General features: G+C 46.4%; 13 protein-coding genes, 2 pseudogenes and 1 riboswitch. Of the genes and pseudogenes, 5 read left to right on the top strand and 10 right to left on the bottom strand.

Annotated elements, in window-relative coordinates:
* Positions 1-28: 28 nt before the first annotated feature.
* Positions 29-619: a TetR/AcrR family transcriptional regulator gene (locus AC58P5_RS02440; protein ID WP_497384356.1), complete on the bottom strand. Its 591-nt coding sequence runs from the start codon at positions 617-619 to the stop codon at positions 29-31.
* 335 nt (positions 620-954) lie between these two features.
* On the opposite strand from AC58P5_RS02440, the gene AC58P5_RS02445 reads away from it, so the two are divergent.
* The gene (locus AC58P5_RS02445; protein WP_497384358.1) at positions 955-1,668 is read left to right on the top strand and encodes an HAD family hydrolase; all 714 of its coding nucleotides are present in this window, start codon (positions 955-957) and stop codon (positions 1,666-1,668) included.
* Between the two features lie 140 nt (positions 1,669-1,808).
* On the opposite strand, the gene AC58P5_RS02450 is transcribed toward AC58P5_RS02445, so the two are convergent.
* The 3 genes from AC58P5_RS02450 to AC58P5_RS02460 form a co-directional block, all read right to left on the bottom strand.
* Entirely contained in the window at positions 1,809-2,120 is a 312-nt protein-coding gene (locus tag AC58P5_RS02450) for a hypothetical protein (protein WP_497384359.1), read from the bottom strand.
* Positions 2,121-2,184: 64 nt separating this feature from the next.
* A complete protein-coding gene (locus tag AC58P5_RS02455) occupies positions 2,185-3,414 on the bottom strand; it encodes an MFS transporter (RefSeq protein ID WP_497384361.1) in 1,230 nt (409 codons plus the stop codon).
* A 3-nt stretch (positions 3,415-3,417) separates the two neighbouring features.
* Positions 3,418-4,413, bottom strand: coding sequence for an ROK family protein (locus tag AC58P5_RS02460; protein WP_497386014.1), 996 nt, complete (start codon positions 4,411-4,413; stop codon positions 3,418-3,420).
* A 328-nt stretch (positions 4,414-4,741) separates the two neighbouring features.
* On the opposite strand from AC58P5_RS02460, the gene AC58P5_RS02465 reads away from it, so the two are divergent.
* The 3 genes from AC58P5_RS02465 (at position 4,742) to AC58P5_RS02475 (ending at position 8,744) form a co-directional block, all read left to right on the top strand.
* Positions 4,742-5,698 (top strand): ABC transporter substrate-binding protein, encoded by a 957-nt coding sequence (locus AC58P5_RS02465; RefSeq protein WP_497384362.1) that lies wholly within the window; start codon positions 4,742-4,744, stop codon positions 5,696-5,698.
* Positions 5,699-5,838: 140 nt separating this feature from the next.
* Positions 5,839-7,500, top strand: coding sequence for an AraC family transcriptional regulator (locus AC58P5_RS02470; protein ID WP_497384364.1), 1,662 nt, complete (start codon positions 5,839-5,841; stop codon positions 7,498-7,500).
* 182 nt (positions 7,501-7,682) lie between these two features.
* Positions 7,683-8,744 carry an NAD(P)/FAD-dependent oxidoreductase gene (locus AC58P5_RS02475; RefSeq protein WP_497384365.1) on the top strand — a complete coding sequence of 354 codons (1,062 nt, stop codon included), beginning with the start codon at positions 7,683-7,685 and terminating at the stop codon, positions 8,742-8,744.
* A gap of 15 nt (positions 8,745-8,759) precedes the next feature.
* Positions 8,760-8,845, top strand: a riboswitch (cyclic di-GMP riboswitch).
* A gap of 228 nt (positions 8,846-9,073) precedes the next feature.
* Here AC58P5_RS02475 and AC58P5_RS02480 read toward each other — a convergent pair.
* The 3 genes and pseudogenes from AC58P5_RS02480 to AC58P5_RS02490 form a co-directional block, all read right to left on the bottom strand.
* Positions 9,074-9,499 carry a DUF3995 domain-containing protein gene (locus AC58P5_RS02480; RefSeq protein WP_497386015.1) on the bottom strand — a complete coding sequence of 142 codons (426 nt, stop codon included), beginning with the start codon at positions 9,497-9,499 and terminating at the stop codon, positions 9,074-9,076.
* A gap of 14 nt (positions 9,500-9,513) precedes the next feature.
* A pseudogene (locus tag AC58P5_RS02485) lies at positions 9,514-9,633 on the bottom strand (TetR/AcrR family transcriptional regulator); the annotation flags it as partial.
* Positions 9,634-9,652: 19 nt separating this feature from the next.
* Positions 9,653-10,597 carry a phosphotransferase enzyme family protein gene (locus AC58P5_RS02490; RefSeq protein ID WP_497384366.1) on the bottom strand — a complete coding sequence of 315 codons (945 nt, stop codon included), beginning with the start codon at positions 10,595-10,597 and terminating at the stop codon, positions 9,653-9,655.
* A 285-nt stretch (positions 10,598-10,882) separates the two neighbouring features.
* Between AC58P5_RS02490 and AC58P5_RS02495 the strand changes: the two genes are divergently transcribed.
* Positions 10,883-12,070, top strand: coding sequence for a multidrug effflux MFS transporter (locus AC58P5_RS02495; protein WP_497384367.1), 1,188 nt, complete (start codon positions 10,883-10,885; stop codon positions 12,068-12,070).
* A gap of 158 nt (positions 12,071-12,228) precedes the next feature.
* Here the strand turns inward: AC58P5_RS02495 and AC58P5_RS02500 are convergent, their stop codons facing one another.
* From AC58P5_RS02500 to AC58P5_RS02510, 3 genes and pseudogenes are all read right to left on the bottom strand, one after another.
* Positions 12,229-13,278: a phosphotransferase enzyme family protein gene (locus AC58P5_RS02500; protein ID WP_497384368.1), complete on the bottom strand. Its 1,050-nt coding sequence runs from the start codon at positions 13,276-13,278 to the stop codon at positions 12,229-12,231.
* Between the two features lie 20 nt (positions 13,279-13,298).
* Positions 13,299-13,535: pseudogene (locus AC58P5_RS02505) on the bottom strand (IS1595 family transposase); the annotation flags it as partial.
* 258 nt (positions 13,536-13,793) lie between these two features.
* The gene (locus AC58P5_RS02510) at positions 13,794-16,178 is read right to left on the bottom strand and encodes a polyprenyl synthetase family protein (RefSeq protein WP_497384370.1); all 2,385 of its coding nucleotides are present in this window, start codon (positions 16,176-16,178) and stop codon (positions 13,794-13,796) included.
* Positions 16,179-16,322 lie beyond the last annotated feature (144 nt).

Genomic DNA, 16,322 nt, shown 5'->3' on the forward strand with positions numbered 1-16,322 from the left:
TTCCCCTGGCTGCGATAGTATCGTTTATCTATTGTCCCTTCAACAAACCTTGAGCGAATGTACGAACGCCGGACTGTAGAAAATCTTCGACTTTTACGAGTGTTATTTTTTGACCGTAGAGCGAAGCGGATATAAAATAGCCGAGATTCATCCAGATAAAAGTCATCGCCGACGCTTCAAAATCGGTTCGCTGAATGGCGCCCTTCTCGTGCATACGGGTTAAATAGTCGACAAGCAGGTGCTTCAATTGAATCGGTATTGCGGCTGTTTTTTCGTCTAGTTCAGGAAACTGTCCGGTCTCTTTTAATCCGATTAACACCATCTCGCCATTGTGCTTCATAAACTCCTGGTAGGTTCGCGCAATGTGGATCAGGTCGGCTTGAAGCTCTCCCGTCAAGCTGTCAAAGACTTGATGGATACCGGGAACATAGGAATACCGGGCTACTAAGGCGTCCAAAATTCCCTGTTTATTAACGAAATGCCGGAAAATCGTACTTTCATTCACGGCTGCTTCTTTTGCGATTGCCCGTGTAGTCATGCCTTTGTATCCTTTTTCCTTCATTAAAGAGATGGCGGCAGTTAAAATCTTATCCCGGGTTTCTTGCGCATTTTGTTCCATTTGCCTCACCTTTCACGCATGCAAGTACTTGCTTGCATTGAGTATAGCATGTCGGATCACATTTTGAAAGATCATTCCGGCTGCATGGGACCCATTCATAGTGGAGAAGCCGCGGGAAAGTTCTCCTAATTGTCAACACTGCCAGTAGGTGCGGTTATTCTCGCCAATTCGCCGGTTCATTGCTTCAAAATTAATGAACATTTTATTCTAAGGAAGGCGGTTAACTTTTAACCCAGAAGCAACATGGAGGATAAACATAGCCTAGTCTTTAAAAGAACGAACTATTATGCTAGCATGGTTTGTAATCCGCGCTGGATGTCAAAGGAGGAATTTCATTGGAGGATTTAAACAAATCCGATTGGAAGGAAGCTTCCATAAAAGCGGTTCTGTTCGATATGGACGGCGTCCTTATAGACAGCGAACCGATTTATTTTGATATTGAACGCCGTTCGTTCGATCATTTCGGCGTGCCCGTGAGCGAAGAGGACCATCATAGTTTTGTGGGTGTAACGCTGGAATCCATGTGGGAGCAAATACTGGACAAGCACCGGATTCCGTTTGCGCTGGAACAGGTGTTAACGTATCACAAGGACAATGTGATGAATATTTTGTCCGGACATACCGAGCTTACGGCCATGCCTCAAGCGGAACGCTGGTTAAGCTGGCTCAAAGAAAAGCAGATTCCGGTAGCTGTCGCCTCCTCTTCCCCCCGGCCGCTTATTGAGCTGATTATGGACAAGACCGGCCTTGGGCAATATTTCGACGTACGAGTCAGCGGAGAGGAAGTCAATCACGGAAAACCGGCGCCGGACATTTTTCTACATGCGGCCGGCTTGCTGGGAGTGGAACCCTCTTCCTGCCTCGTCATCGAAGATTCCCGCAACGGCGTCAAGGCCGCGAAAAGCGCCGGTATGCGGTGCATCGGACTTCAAAATCCCGGTTCGGGCAATCAGGATCTTTCACTCGCCGATCACCGGATAAGAAGTTTCGAAGAACTCCTGGCGTTAAAAGATTCGCTGCCTTTTGCCCCGCTTTCTTCATTGACTTGAAATTTACAAAAGACGAAAAGAGCTTGCCTTCTAACGAAGACTAGCTCTTTTCGTCTTTCCCACCAGTGCTTTATTTCGCTGAATGCAACATCCCACAGCTTCGCATTTCCTTTAAGGGGAATCGTAAATTCGTTTAGGATCTACTCTTCCTGTACATCCGCGCCTAATTCGCTCGCGACTTCAATGACTAAGGGAATCACGACTTTGTTCGTACCGGACACATAAATGTCACCCTCGTAATGCCTGAATGGAATCCGGGTATCCCCGTCGTAGTTCCACATGAAAAAGTCCCCTTCAATGGACATGCTGGTTGCGCCATTCACCGTAAATACGGTTGTATAAGAAAAATCAGCTTTGGACGAGAAATATTGTTTGCATTCCTCCAAAGAGATGATTTTTGCGGAATTGCCGTTTTCCTGAAACGCCCTTGTAATTCGATAACGCTGGCTCATTAAGTAGCCTCCCCTATTTTTTAGTACATTTATTATATCTCAGGAATGCATAAGGACAAAATGATCATCCTGTGAAAGTCGTGTTGTTCTTCAAGGCATTCTTCCTGGTCTTTAAGTAGACATTCAGTTTTTCCGAGAACAAGAGCATAGCTGCGGCGGACAGTACAATATAGAACGGGAAAACTCCGATGCTGAAACGGGAAGCCAGAATACCGAGCAGAGGAGGCATAAGCGTACTGCCCACATAGGCCACGGCCATCTGATACCCCATAATCGACTGGGAGTGTTTCCGGCCGAAACGCATAGGCGTTTCATGCAGCATACACGGGTAGATAGGCGCCAGACCCAGGCCCGTTATCATAAAACCCGCAAGAGAGAAAACAGGCGGCAATGGCAGAATCAGCAGCGCCGCGCCCGCTAGAGCAGTGATCTGACCCCCCCGGATAAGGGTCCGGTTAGCCACTTTGAACGTAATAAACCCCGTAACCAATCTGCCGACTGTGATTCCGGCATAATAAAGGGACACCCACTGCGCCCCAACCGCGGCCGGCAGCTCTTTCATATTCACCAGAAAGCTGCTTCCCCACAGCCCGATTGTCGCTTCCGCTCCGGAATAAAACAAGAAGGTGACCAAAGCCAGCTTAACTCCCCTGATTCGTAAAGGCTTTACGGAGCCTTCAGTACTCTGATCTCCTGTCCCGTACGGGTCTTCCGTATCTTCGCCTAAAGATGCGTGATTATTCTTTGCTACCCGGCTCCATAACGGCAGGGTGAAGAACAGGAGAATCACCAGGGCAAACTGAATCCCGGCAACCGTCAGGTATCCGTCTCTCCAGGAGTCCGGTCCTGAAATAAATTGTGCCATAATAATCGGTCCGAGCGTAGCCCCCACTCCCCAGAAGCAGTGAAGCCAACTCATATGATGCGCTTTGTAATGTGCGGCAACGTAATTGTTAAGGCCCGCATCTACGGCGCCTCCGCCCAATCCAAGGGGTATCGCGCAGATCATTAACCAGACAAGCGACGGGGCTGCGGCGAAGCCGAGCAGAGCACAGGCCGTCATGATGCAGCTGATGAGGGTAAGTTTCCCCGTTCCGAACCATTTAAGCAGGGTTCCGCTTGCCATACTGGAAACGATCGTGCCGGCTGCGACGGTCATAAACAGCAAACCGGCGGTTTCAAGCGGCGCGCCAAGATCCGTTTGCATGACGGGCCAGGCCGATCCCAATAAGGAATCAGGCAATCCCAGACTGATGAAAGCCATATAAATAATCAATAAAAAGAAAGTAGCCATAGGTCACCTCTTCTCCCGAATCATAAGATCAAGCCCGAGGTTCTGTAACCCGCTTAAATAATCCCTCTTCCAGTCGCTGGTCGTAAGTTCCGGCAGATGTTCTTCCGGTATGTAAGCGGCACTCCTGCTTGCGATTTGATCAAGGAGCTGTCCGTTTACTTCACCGTCGCAAAATATAATCGCGTGCGGATTAAGAATAGCCGTAAACGAGGCGACCAGCCTGCTAATGGCATCTATCTCCTTCTCACGGGCGGTTATCCCCTCCGACCCCGCTTCTCGCTTCAAAGCCTGCAGGAAATTGCGGTCATCATACTGGGGTACGAACGAAACTTCTCCCGAGAAGAACGTGCTTCCCCGTACCACGTCCCCATTGACCAGAATGCCGGCGCCGGGGCCGCTTTGCCCGAAATATAGATAGATCAATGACGGGTTTTCCGACTTGGCCGTGTTTAAGCTATAGCCGAGAATTGCCGCATTCATATCGTTCTCAACCGCTACCGGGATGGAAAAACGCTCTTCAAAGTCGCTTTTCAGATCAAACTGATGAAACTGCTCGTAACCGGGGATATGGATAATGCGGCCATTGTTGACGGCGCCGGGCACCCCGACCGCTATGGACCCGATTTTCGGGTACTTTGCAAGGATTCGCTCGATTTGATCCGATAAGCTGAAAACAGGGTCCAGCAGCACACCGGATGCTGTTCCTTGTTCTTTTATCTCGCCCGAACCGTTAAATATCGTGTAATTCGTTTCGGCTTTTTCCAAAAAAAGAGCCAATCCCAGCAAACAATCCGGATCATATACATATCGTGCGGCTCTTCTTCCCCCGTTTGAGTTATCAAGGCCGGAGGAATAAATTTCCCCGTCCTTCTCCATTTGCGCCAGAAACTTACTGACGGTAGGAAAACTGAGGCCCAGCTTGCGGCTTAACTCAACCTTCGTTGCACTTCCCAGCTCCAGAAGAGCTGCGCGTATACTGCGGAGGATCGCTTTCTTCATGCTGTCGTTGGATGTAGGAGGCAGCTCACTCACCCGTTATCACACTCCTTGCTATCTTATTAAACGAATTTAATAAGTCGTCCTGATCTTAGCAGAAAGTGCCGATGTAAGCAAGTGTGTTTCGAAATATTGATTTTACAATTGTTCTTCACTACGTTACCGGGCCGTAAGCTTTGACAGGACGGATTTTGACATATCCTGGCTATTTACATTTGTCCAAATAATTCATTGCGTTTTTTTCATTGTCCCCCCTTTTCACACAAACTATAATAACTCAGAGAATGATAATCATTTTCAATTGAATGCGAGAAGGAAAGGGGCAACAAGTGTGAAGAGACATCGTGGAAAGCGAATTATGCTATGGGGGGGAATTTTTCTCCTGTTGTTAATAGTATCGGCATGCAGCAATTCTGGAGGCAACGCATCTGATGTACAGGTAGAAGAAAATGAGAAAACATTTCAATATACAACGATTACAGGTGAACAGATTGAAATACCCGCACATCCAAAACAGGTCGTTTATATTGGTCCGACGCTTGGCGATTTCTTGGTGATGGATATTCCAATCGTTGGTAGTAATCTTATCCATACTAATCATAGTTACTATGAAGGTAAAACGGAAGGAATAGTTGATGTTGGCAATCCAGGTGACTTAGAGAAGATTCTAAGTTTAAAACCGGATTTGATTATTAATAGTTATTACAATGCGGATGCAGAGAAAAATAAGGCATTTTCGAAAATTGCTCCTACTATCCCCTTCAACCCCGCTCTTCCTTATACAGAACGTGTAAAGGAGATGGGAAATATATTGGGCCAACAGGAAGAGGCAGCTCAATTGATTGCTAAGTTTGAAAAACAGTCGAAAGAAATGTTTGATAAACTTCATTTAGCAGAAGGAGAGACGGCAACAGTTTTCTACCAGCTAGGTAAAACGCTTTATGTTATGGGCAATCGTTCACTTGGTGCCGTTATTTATGGAGAGAACGGCTTTGCCATCCCGCCGGCTGTACAGAAAAATATTATGGATCAAAAAGGGGTATCTTTCGTTAAGGTTTCGGAAGAGCTGCTTCCGGAGTTTGCTGGTGATCATTTGTTTGTACTTGTACAAGATAATGGTGAAAGTAAAACGGAATCTGACCAACTGCTAAAAAGCCCGATATGGGGAACTCTGCCTGCAGTCAAGAAGGGAAATGTTTACGTTGTTTCTGCTGAATGGAATACAGATGGCTTGTTAGCTTTGGAGCAATTGTTTAAAGAGCTGCCACAATGGATGCACCGGCCGTAAGAAATTGTATCTGCCCACTCCGTTCTTTAACCCATTGGGTTTCTAAAATAATGCATACTCGAACCGCTATAGTTGAAAGCAGGTCATTATATGTTATATAATGATAATGAGAATCATTTTCAACTGTTGGAGAGCTGCTTATGAATCTATCACCCCTGTATATTAGACTGCAATGCTATGATAGGTTTCAAGTTGACCAGATGATGCCGGCGAGAAGCCCTAATGAAGCAATTAATACCAATAAAACAAATTTATGCACATTATTGATAGCACTAAGTCATGGCATACGGCTGTATGTAGACAAAATGGCAATCGATCTGCGACAAGGGAGCTGCATGCTAGTTTTACCTGTACAACACTACACGGTGGAATCAAGTGACGGAGAGGCACAGCTTGCGCGCTTTATCTTTGAAACCTTTGAAGTAGAAGGATTGATTTTGAATCCGGTTGCTCACCCGCCCTTGCTTTGCGGTTATCCTTATAGTCTGTTATTTTCTCAAGTCAATCACGTATTAGGGAATGAAGCATGGATGAAAAATCGTTGCTCCTCCCTATCCACATCAGAAATGGCTATGATGCAAGGCAGACTTCAGCTTATTCTAGGGTTGATGGCCCAGTTAGATCAGCAAGCTACCCATTTGCAGAGCGAAGAAAAGATAAAAATGATTCAACATACTGTACATTATATGGACCAGCATTATGATGAAGACTTGACAGTAGAACAACTGGCTAACATGGCAGGAATGGTCAGATGGCAATATAGTCAACAGTTTAAAACATTGACCGGCCAAAAGCCGACTGATTATTTGGTGCATCTACGTATAAAACATGCCAAGAAACTTCTTTGTAATTCCACCGAGCCATTGAGCAAAATATCTCGACAAATTGGGTTCAAAGATGAATACTATTTCAGCCGGTGCTTTCGTAAATTAACTGGAAACACTCCGCGTGAATATGCCAATATCCATCTACATACTCAGCAAAGAACCGTTATCGATTCACTTGGCAGAAAAGTTCATGTTCCTAAAAATGCAACGCGTATTGTGACGGATGGCAAATATACACTGGGAGAATTACTCGTTCTGGGCATATCCCCTATTGGAGCGGCCATCTCTATGAAAAATAATGTGATTTATCACAATAAGTTACGAAATATTCAAAATATCGGGCACTGGGCAGATCCCGATAAAATAGCACAGCTGCAGCCTGAGTTAGTGTTGCTTAGCTATCATCATCATGCACAAGATTTACAAGTACTAGATGCAATCGCTCCTACTGTTGTGTTGGACAATAAGTTTAGACTATTTGATCGGTTACGATATATCGCTAAACTATTTGAGCGTGGTAGAGCGGCGGAGAAGTGGATTACTACCTATGAGGACAAAGTAAGACGGGTACGCAGGCAATTAGCAGATGCTTATGCTGCCGGGGAGACGGCTACTGTTTATCTCAAGTTAGGTGCAAAACTTTATATTATGGGCCACAGCGGGTTTGCAGCCACCTTGTATGAATCACTTGGCTTTCGTCCCGCTGCCAAAGTGATGCACCTAATCGAGCAAGGGCAATCATGGATAGAAATTCAGCAGCATCAATTGAATCACTATGCTGGAGACCGCAATTTCATCTTGGCTTCTCCCCTAGATTTGCAAACAGCTGCTCACTGTCCACAGATCGAGGCTATAGCCGAGTTTACTCCCGGTAAGATTCATTATATGGATGCTACATGGAATTATGAAGATCCCATCACACGTGGACGGTTGTTAGAGATGCTGCCGTATATTTTTAAGAGGAAAACGATGTGATTAGATTTAGTATCAAAAAAGGTACACACCCGTGTACCGTAGCTTAAACCCGCTAACTGAGATGCGAATCGGTAATAATTGAACTTTGGGAACGGCATTGCGCTCTTCCATATCGCTTGATCTGCACGGTTTGCATAAAAGTGAAGGAAATTAAGGACTTAAACCATACAGGAGGTAGCGGCATGACACAGGCGTTGGAGCTTTATGATATTACGATCATTGGCGGGGGGCCCGCCGGGTTGTATGCGGCTTTTTACAGCGGCATGCGCGATTTGAAAACGAAGCTGATCGAAGCGAAGGAGGAACTGGGAGGACGGCTGTTGATTTACCCGGAGAAAATGATTTGGGATGTCGGCGGAGTTACGCCAATCCGTTGCGAGCACCTCATCCAGCAAATGATCCAGCAGGCTCATACGTTTGATCCGACCCTCGTATTGGGACAACAGATCAGCGGACTGGAGCGGCTCGAGGATGGGACCATGCTTCTGACCGCCGTAACGGGGGAGCAGCACCATACACGTTCGCTCGTTTTGGCGCTGGGATATGGCGTGCTGAAGATGGCGAAGCTGGACATCGAAGGCGCTGAGCGTTATGAAGTGACGAATTTGCATTATACCGTACAGGAGCTTGAAGGCTTTCGCGGCAAGCGGGTGCTCATCTCCGGTGGCGGTGATTCGGCAGTTGACTGGGCCAACGCACTGGAGCCGATTGCCGCAAGTGTCACTGTCGTGCACCGCCGTGAACGCTTCGGCGGACATGAGAAGAATGTGAAGCGGATGAAGGAATCATCTGTCGATGTTCGTACGCCGTATGCGGTGAACCGGCTTCATGGCAACGTTAGCGGTGACGCCATTGAAGCGGTATCGATTGCAAGGGTGAATGCAGAGGGCATTGTAATGGAAGAAACGGAACAATTAGTGATAGATGCCGTAATCGTCAATCACGGGCTGCGCGGTGACTTCGGTCCGATTGTCGATTGGGGTATGGATATGGGGCAATGGAATATTAATGTGAACGAGAAACTCGCAACCAATTTGCCTGGTATTTTTGTGGCCGGGGATACGGCGAACTACCCATCTAAAGTAAATCTGATCGCCGGGGCTTTTACCGATGCAGTGTTGGCAGTCAATAGCGCCAAGCTGTACTTGGAACCGGCGGCAACGAAAATGGCCTATGTTTCTTCGCATAATGCCAAGTTCAAGGAAAGGAATAAAGCACTTGGCATGGCGGAGGAAGATGCGTAGAATGCTTCTATTAAAACAGAAAAATGGCAAACCAGATCGAAAGACTGGGACGCAAAGCCACGGGTCTTCTGCACGAGTGCAATGACCGGCGGGTTATGCGGTAACCCACCGTCTATTTATTCCAACTGACAGACGATAGGAATATATAGACTATGAAAGCCGCATAACCTGCGGCTTTTTTTGTTTTAAGTACCCAAGTTCTTGTTGTCCTAACTCCATGACGGGAACTTGAGTACTTTGCCGAAAATGACAAGAACTTGCGCACATACCCGATTAGCTGATTGTCTAATGTGAATCAAGATCGCAAAAATCGAATTTTCTCGACTATTTTAAAACAGAAGAATCGTACACGTTAGCCCTATATACAAACAAAGCGGACTATAGAACCACGTATCATTTCTTGCAAATACCGTGTGCTTCACTTTCTTGAAAAATCCTATATGTCTAAAGTCACCAACCGCCCGTAAAAAGAAAACAGAAGCGCAAACGATACACCCCATTCTTGTAAGGGTATTAGCTGGAAATCGCTCTATATAACCGCCTTGCACCAGGAGTATGAAACAAACCATTAAAAGAAAAACAGCCACTAAAAGCGTAGCCGACTTCCCAGGAATAAAAGCAGGCTTGTGCTCCCCCGCTTTCGAAGGTATGGCAGCACCGATTCCCCAGCGCCCCCCATAGGCCCAATAAATATGTAAGATGCTAATCAGAGCCAAAATACTTACGGTTGACAAAGCCAACCCATACAGCTGCATTGGGACACGAGTGTTCATATCTTTAATAAAATCTCAAACATTTTGTCTATATCAAAATTGGTATTGCTCTCAAACCGAGTCATCCATCCTACATAAGTTAAATAGGTAAGTCTGGACCTGTCTGCGGCCTCTGATAACGAAGATAAAGGACCCTCACTTCAAAGATTCCAGTTCATGGATCAGTTGCTTGAGAGTGCCTTCTTTTTCCGGCTCACTTTGCTCGTCATATAAAAATTGTTCCATGAATTCCCAAATATCTTCAAGGAGTCTCCTGATTTTATAAAATCGGAGCGCTTCTTCATCCATGACATAGTTGGGATGTACTTTTTTATATAAAGCGAAGAAATCGTGAAAATAAGTTTCATCTGTCAGGTGCATCAAGTCGGCTTCCACCGGTGCCAGCTTCAAACCTTCCCAATCAATCAAAATCAGCTGATGATCGCTCTGCATCATGTTCCAGGGATGAATATCCGTATGACACCAGCGCAAGGGCAGCATGCGACCGGCCAACTTCAAAGATAGGTCCTGCAAAATGGATATCTGTTCAAACAAAACGTTTTCGTAGGGTTTTATTGCGGATCTTAATCTTGGAGGCAAAGGGCGGGCTGCCATCGTTTCGTTAAGTTCGTTTATAAAAGGGACATGAAAATCCTCCGTCAGTTGTTCCGCAGGCACCGGGATGGAATTTCCGACCTTATGCAGTTCGGCCAATATCGTTGTCAGTTGTTCGGTCTGAGCTTGGTTTAAAGCTTTTTCTCCGATCGTTTCTCCATGAATATACTCGTAAAGAAGAAAAACACCATCCACATTTTCACATACATATTCCCCCGATTGAGTTTTCAACGGCACCGTGATTTTACCGGCCAGGTTCGTGTTTTCGTTAAGCCAGCACGTTACGGGGATATATGTATCCAGCCGTGAGGTTAATTTTGGAGTCGACGCCCGCTTTTTCTCATACTCTTTCAAAAAATAGGTCGAGTTACTTGGGGTCTCGATCCGGTACGCCAAGGAAGCCCAGCCTCCTTGCTGCCGGTTGATGCTAAGCGGCTCCAGATGATAATGTTCCGTAACCAATTTTGTGAGCCGGGCGAGCTTCAAGCTCTCTGTCTCCATTCCTTTTCCCCTCCAACGTCTGTAAATTCGTTAACCTTATTTTAAAACAGTCTGCGGACAGCAGACATACCCCCGTCTTTTAGCCATGAATTCACACCGGCGCTACCTTGGGAACTTTGAGAATTTTTGCTATAATACTCATTATAGTCCCCCTATAAAAAATAAGGTGAAATTACATGCTCTCATTTACCCGATTGATCAAATGCAAGCCCCCTATCCCGTAATACCCGGGACGAATTGAGATTTTTCAATTTATAGGGGGCATGAACTGTGTTAACAAAAAAAATCTCAACACCATCCATCTTGCTGTTTATTATTCTTGTGGGTTTCCCGCAAATTAGTGAAACGATCTATACGCCTTCTTTACCGGATATCGCGGATCATTTCCAAGTCAGCCGGAACTTGATTCAACTGACGCTTAGTATCTACTTCCTGGGATTCGCCCTTGGTGTTTTTTGCTGGGGAAGGCTCTCGGATTCAATTGGACGGCGTCCCGCGCTGCTTTGGGGAATTCTCGTTTATGGCCTCGGAAGCTTGGGCTGTTATTTGTCCGGCACCGCCGAATGGCTGCTGGTAAGCCGGTTCGTTCAGGCTTTTGGAGCCAGTACCGGCTCGGTTGTCACGCAAACCATCCTGCGCGAGAGTATCGACGGAGCCAAACGTCACGCCGTGTTTGCCCAAATTTCCGCAGCGCTGGCCTTCACTCCGGCGATCGGCCCGTTAATCGGCGGTTGGGTAGATCAAGCGCTCGGTTTCAGGGCGGTTTTCCTCACGCTCGTTATCATGAGCGCGGCCGTTTTTGCGTATACGTTCGCTGCACTTCCTGAAACAAAAGGAGCCATAACAACGAACATCAAAATCCGGTCTGTGCTCCGGCGCATGCTTGGCGATAGAAAGTTATGGGCATTCGGTTTTCTCATTGGCGCAACCAATGGTCTTTTGTTCAGTTACTATGCCGAGTCACCGTTTATCTTTATGGAGTATTTTCATCTGACACCGGGCGAATTCGGTATTTTCGGCGTTCTAGTGGCGCTTTCTTCTATTCTGGGCGCCTTGTTATCGAAAAAACTGTTAACGAGATTGACCGCTGAAAAGATCATCGTCACCGGTACGGCCGTATCCGCTATCGGAGCGGCCTGCATGATCGCCATCATCTTGTATAAGGCGAGTCCTTCCGCAATCTTTCTAATCCTTCTCGCCATCTGTATCTTCATCTTCCTGCTGGGAATCGGGATGGCTATACCCAACTGTCTAAGCTTGGCACTACTCCGATACAGCGATGTACTCGGGACTGCGGGCGCCATCTTCGGTTTAGGCTACTATATCCTTGTCAGCTTGATCACGAGCGGTATGAGTTACCTTCACAATGATTCATTACTCACCATGCCGCTTTATTTTCTCGTCTTGTCGCTGATGATGGTATTCGTAAGTAAAAAGCTGCTGCTGACCGTAAAATAAAGCGGCAATCTCAGGTAAGCGTTCTTCAAAGCCGATTTTCTGTATTCAGAAAATCGGTTTTTTCTTTTAGGCTATGTTAAATTTTATTGTTGATTTTCATGTTAAATAATCGACCGCTTGTTCTGCGGTCGATTATTCTTCTAATTTTTGTGACTTTCCTATCTTAATAATAGTGAAAGCAACTCTTCTAGATGACCTTCATTTTGATTTAACCAGTTATCGCGCTCAATTAGTTGATTCGCAATGTAGGCAAAAGCAGTAGAATTGTCCTTACCTCCCCCGTATTGTCCAATATATATGTGTAGGACAGCAATATGGTACAAACGGGTCAATGTGCGTAGTTGCAGCAATTCCTCAGATGAGCAGGTCCGAAACACAGCATACCCTTCAATAAAAGCTGCCGCCATTTCAAGTGAGCCGCCAGACATCTGGAGAACATGATTAAGGCTTATCACGAATTCCAAAAATGAGATATCGACCGCAAGGAAATCAAAATCTAAGACCCCCGTAATACAGCGGTCCACCGATAATAAGTTGAAGACCAATAAGTCGTGATGGACCAGTTGTCGGGGCAAGGACAATAGAGCTTCACGATTTGCCTTAACAGAAATCAGTGCTTCGTTATAAAAATGTTTTTGCTCGTCTGTAACTGGAAAAGGCGGTCGTTTCCAGAAAGAAGCTACATTTTCCGCACTAGCAAGAGGATGTAGCCGATACAGGTCAGTAAATTGGATTCCATCGTATTTTGTATCTTTCGGTCTTTCATATTCGCTCAGTCTCGCACTGACTTCACCGACGACGCGACCCAATAAGTGTGCATCATCTGGTGTTTGAAGCGGTGGAACCGTGCCCTGAATATAAGATACGAGAGCACCCATTGTCCCATCTGATAACGTCACAGACATGTTTCCATCCTGCGTTGGCAGAAACGAAGGGATATTAAACGAAAGAGTCGAGCGTAGCAGAAATGATGTTACTTCCATTTCTAAGTGCAAACTTTCTACGGACTTGGTATAACGGTCGTAATGACGAGCTACGTATTTTTGGTCGCTTACCGTTACGAAACAGGTTGTATTCGTTAACCCGAACGGAACAGGTTCAGTATTTACAGTTTCTAGAGGAAAGTAATGTTCAATAATTGATTGCAATGCATTTGTTATAAAAATACCCCCTATGCCAAAACAGCCAATACTTTGTTTGTTGGGCATGTTCTACTTGCTTACCAAGGCTATCCGTAAGCCAACTTTCTTAGTTTTGCGTTCGTTTCCCTGACTGAAAACAAACACGATGTTACCAACATATTCTTCTTATTCGACGTTGTATTTTCATCCTCCTTGCTATCGAGGTAGCGAAACCAAGCCAGATAGTGTTCCAGATACTTTGTTGCAACCCCATTGAAGCGGTCCATCCATTTTTTCAGTCGGCTATGGTAGCTGTTGACGTTCTGGATATGGTAAACGCCCTTGCTTTTGCTCTTGAATTTCATCAATCACTCGTACAGGTTCCGTCGTATTTTTGTTACGGGACTGCAAAAAGACCATGCTTATCCTTATTGTCCAACCCCTCAACAAGTTTAAACGGTTCCTTCAAATCCATAGGGTAATCAGCTCCGAGCCATATGATTACCCTAAATACGGAACAAACGTTCGTAAATTTCAAATATCAACAATGAAGTTAAACAAAGCCTTCTTTTAAAAAACCTTATGTTTATGCTCCCTCACCCTTAATGATCTCTTCCGACTATATAAATCAATAAATGCTTCAGGAAAGCGGTATTGCGTGGAATCTCTTTCAGGGTTTCCATAGCCAGGCAGTAATGTTCCCACATCTCTTTACCCGCGCCGTCCTGTCCCAATATCGTCACGAAAGTCGAGTTGTTGTTTTCAATATCCTTGCCAGCAGGTTTACCGAGCACATCCACGTTTCCTTCCGCATCAAGCAAATCGTCTTTGATCTGAAAGGCTATACCCGCATGATAGGCGAATTTTTTCAAAGCTTCTATCTCGGCAACCGAAACTTCCGCAAGAATGGCCGGCATAACGAGAGCCGCCTCGAATGCGATGCCGGTTTTATAAAAACAGATCAAGTTCAACTGTTCCAGGGTCAATGCTTTTCCCCTGGCCTGTAGGTCCATCGCCTGTCCCATACACATCTCTTCGGTCTTTTCGGCCGAATAGCGGATAAGTGCAAGGACGGATTTAGCCGGAAAACGGTCCAGCGATGTCTGCTCTTGGGTGGCCTTCTGGATCAGGTACAGACCGGTCAGTTCAGCGGTGGCAATATTATGCACCTGATGCAGGGTCGGCCGTCCTCTCCTCGTGGACGCATTATCCTGGGAAGGCAGATCGTCGAAGATCAGGGAGGCGGTGTGCATATATTCGAGCGATCTGAGAAGCGGGACGATTTCTTCCGCTTGCAGGCCGTATTCGTTTACGCCCATAACCCAGGTCAAAATAGGCCGGATACGCTTCCCCGATCCTTCCAGACTGTAATTGGCGGCATCAACAAGCGCTTCTTTCATTGCGGGCATTCCGTGAGGCTTGGAAATGTGCAGGAAGCTGTTGATCTGATCCCGGACAGCTCCGATCGTATCGGAGAAAGCCTCTTTCTCCCTCCGGTTGTTTTGGAGAACGGCAACCACCTGATCCCGCAGCAGTTTATCGAAGAAATCCACATGATCCGCTTTGTGCACCATGTGCTGCACGAGACGATTGAATTCGGGATTTCCCGACGCAAATATCTCCATAATCTCGTTATACTTGTCGGCACCGAGACGTTCTCTGCATCGTTTGAGTCCGTTGATCGCACGATCAAGGATGACCTCACGGGTCTTCGCATCGGACCGGTACACGTTATGAATCAGATGGGAGATGACCGTCCAGTACAATTCATAGGGGTTGATCAGATCCGGGCGGCGATCCCGGTATTTTAAATAGTAGGTATAGGGGGTTACCGCACCGTCTTTCCTGTCATCGAACATATCGGCGAAATCATCGGCCAACTGATTGTAAATGCCATAATAAAAGGTCCGGTTATCAAAGCCTTCGTCCTCGTCCGCGCTAAGTACGGAACGCACAATCAACCGGGAAGAAGAGGATTTTAAAATGATAGGGATATAAAGCTCTTCATTCGTGTAAGCCTCATAGGACAGATTCTTTACACGGTCCAGCTCCTGGGAGTGGAAAAACACATACGATTGTTCGTAAAAGGTTTTTAAGGTTTCCGGCCGCTGATATGCCTGAATTGACTCGAACGCATCCCGGAGCTCCGCATGAACGAATTCCAGCAAAGCCCGGTTATTTTCGGACCAATCGCCTAATTCAGGCACGGAACCCGTCAGAAGCGCGGTACGTATCATGCCGGTAAATTGTTCTTTCTCCCGGTCCGTTAAGATCCCCGAATCGAGAAGATCGTCGATGAACGGATAGGTCAGACCATACGAATATCCGAGCCGGATGGCTTCATCCAGTCTGCGGGAGCGTTCATCCGGCGGCGTTTCATCCTCCATATCGTCGTTTACGTGCAGAATGACTCCGAGAATGATTTTGAGCAGTTTGCGCTGGGCTTGCTCGGCATTCATTTCTTTCGGGATACGGGAAGAAACGTTTTTGAGCTTGGCTATTAACCAAATGGTGGCGGTTTCGATACCTTCCTTCTGGGCCCAGCGGTATAAACCCGCCCAGCTTATATATTCCGGCTGATCTCCCCCGTCTGCTTTGCCGGAATCCATCAACTGTTTCCGGACATCGCCGATTACGCGCCGGACCTTCTTCTGTGTGCCGGGGGAATCCAGGGCTTGGCCCAGATCCCGCAAATAAATGTAAGAGATGCTCCGGTCCAGGTAATCGTCCAATTTTCCGGTATAACGGAGCCATTGGATATAGCGGGAATAATCCCGGGAATCGGGCTTTCTTTTTCTCCGGGATAAGAAGGAAAACAGCGAAAAAGGCGGGATATGATTTTTTTTCCAGACATGGATATCTTCAGTCAGGACCGGCACATAGCTCTTCTCCGCGACCTGCGCATAAAGCGATCTGAAATACTGAGCAGCCCTCTGCTCAGCCAACCGGTACCAGGCATCTGCCTGGTCTGTAAATGTCTGATTCATAAGATGCACGACCTCGACTTCTATTTGGTTAAACCGTATTTGTCGGGAGGAATGGCGGCCTCGCCGGACGGCAACCGATTTTGTTCTATTTATACGGGAAAGAATCGTTTGGGTTACGAAATGTTTATCCTTGTCAGCAAAAAA

This window comes from Paenibacillus sp. JT31N7 (genome assembly GCF_059692095.1).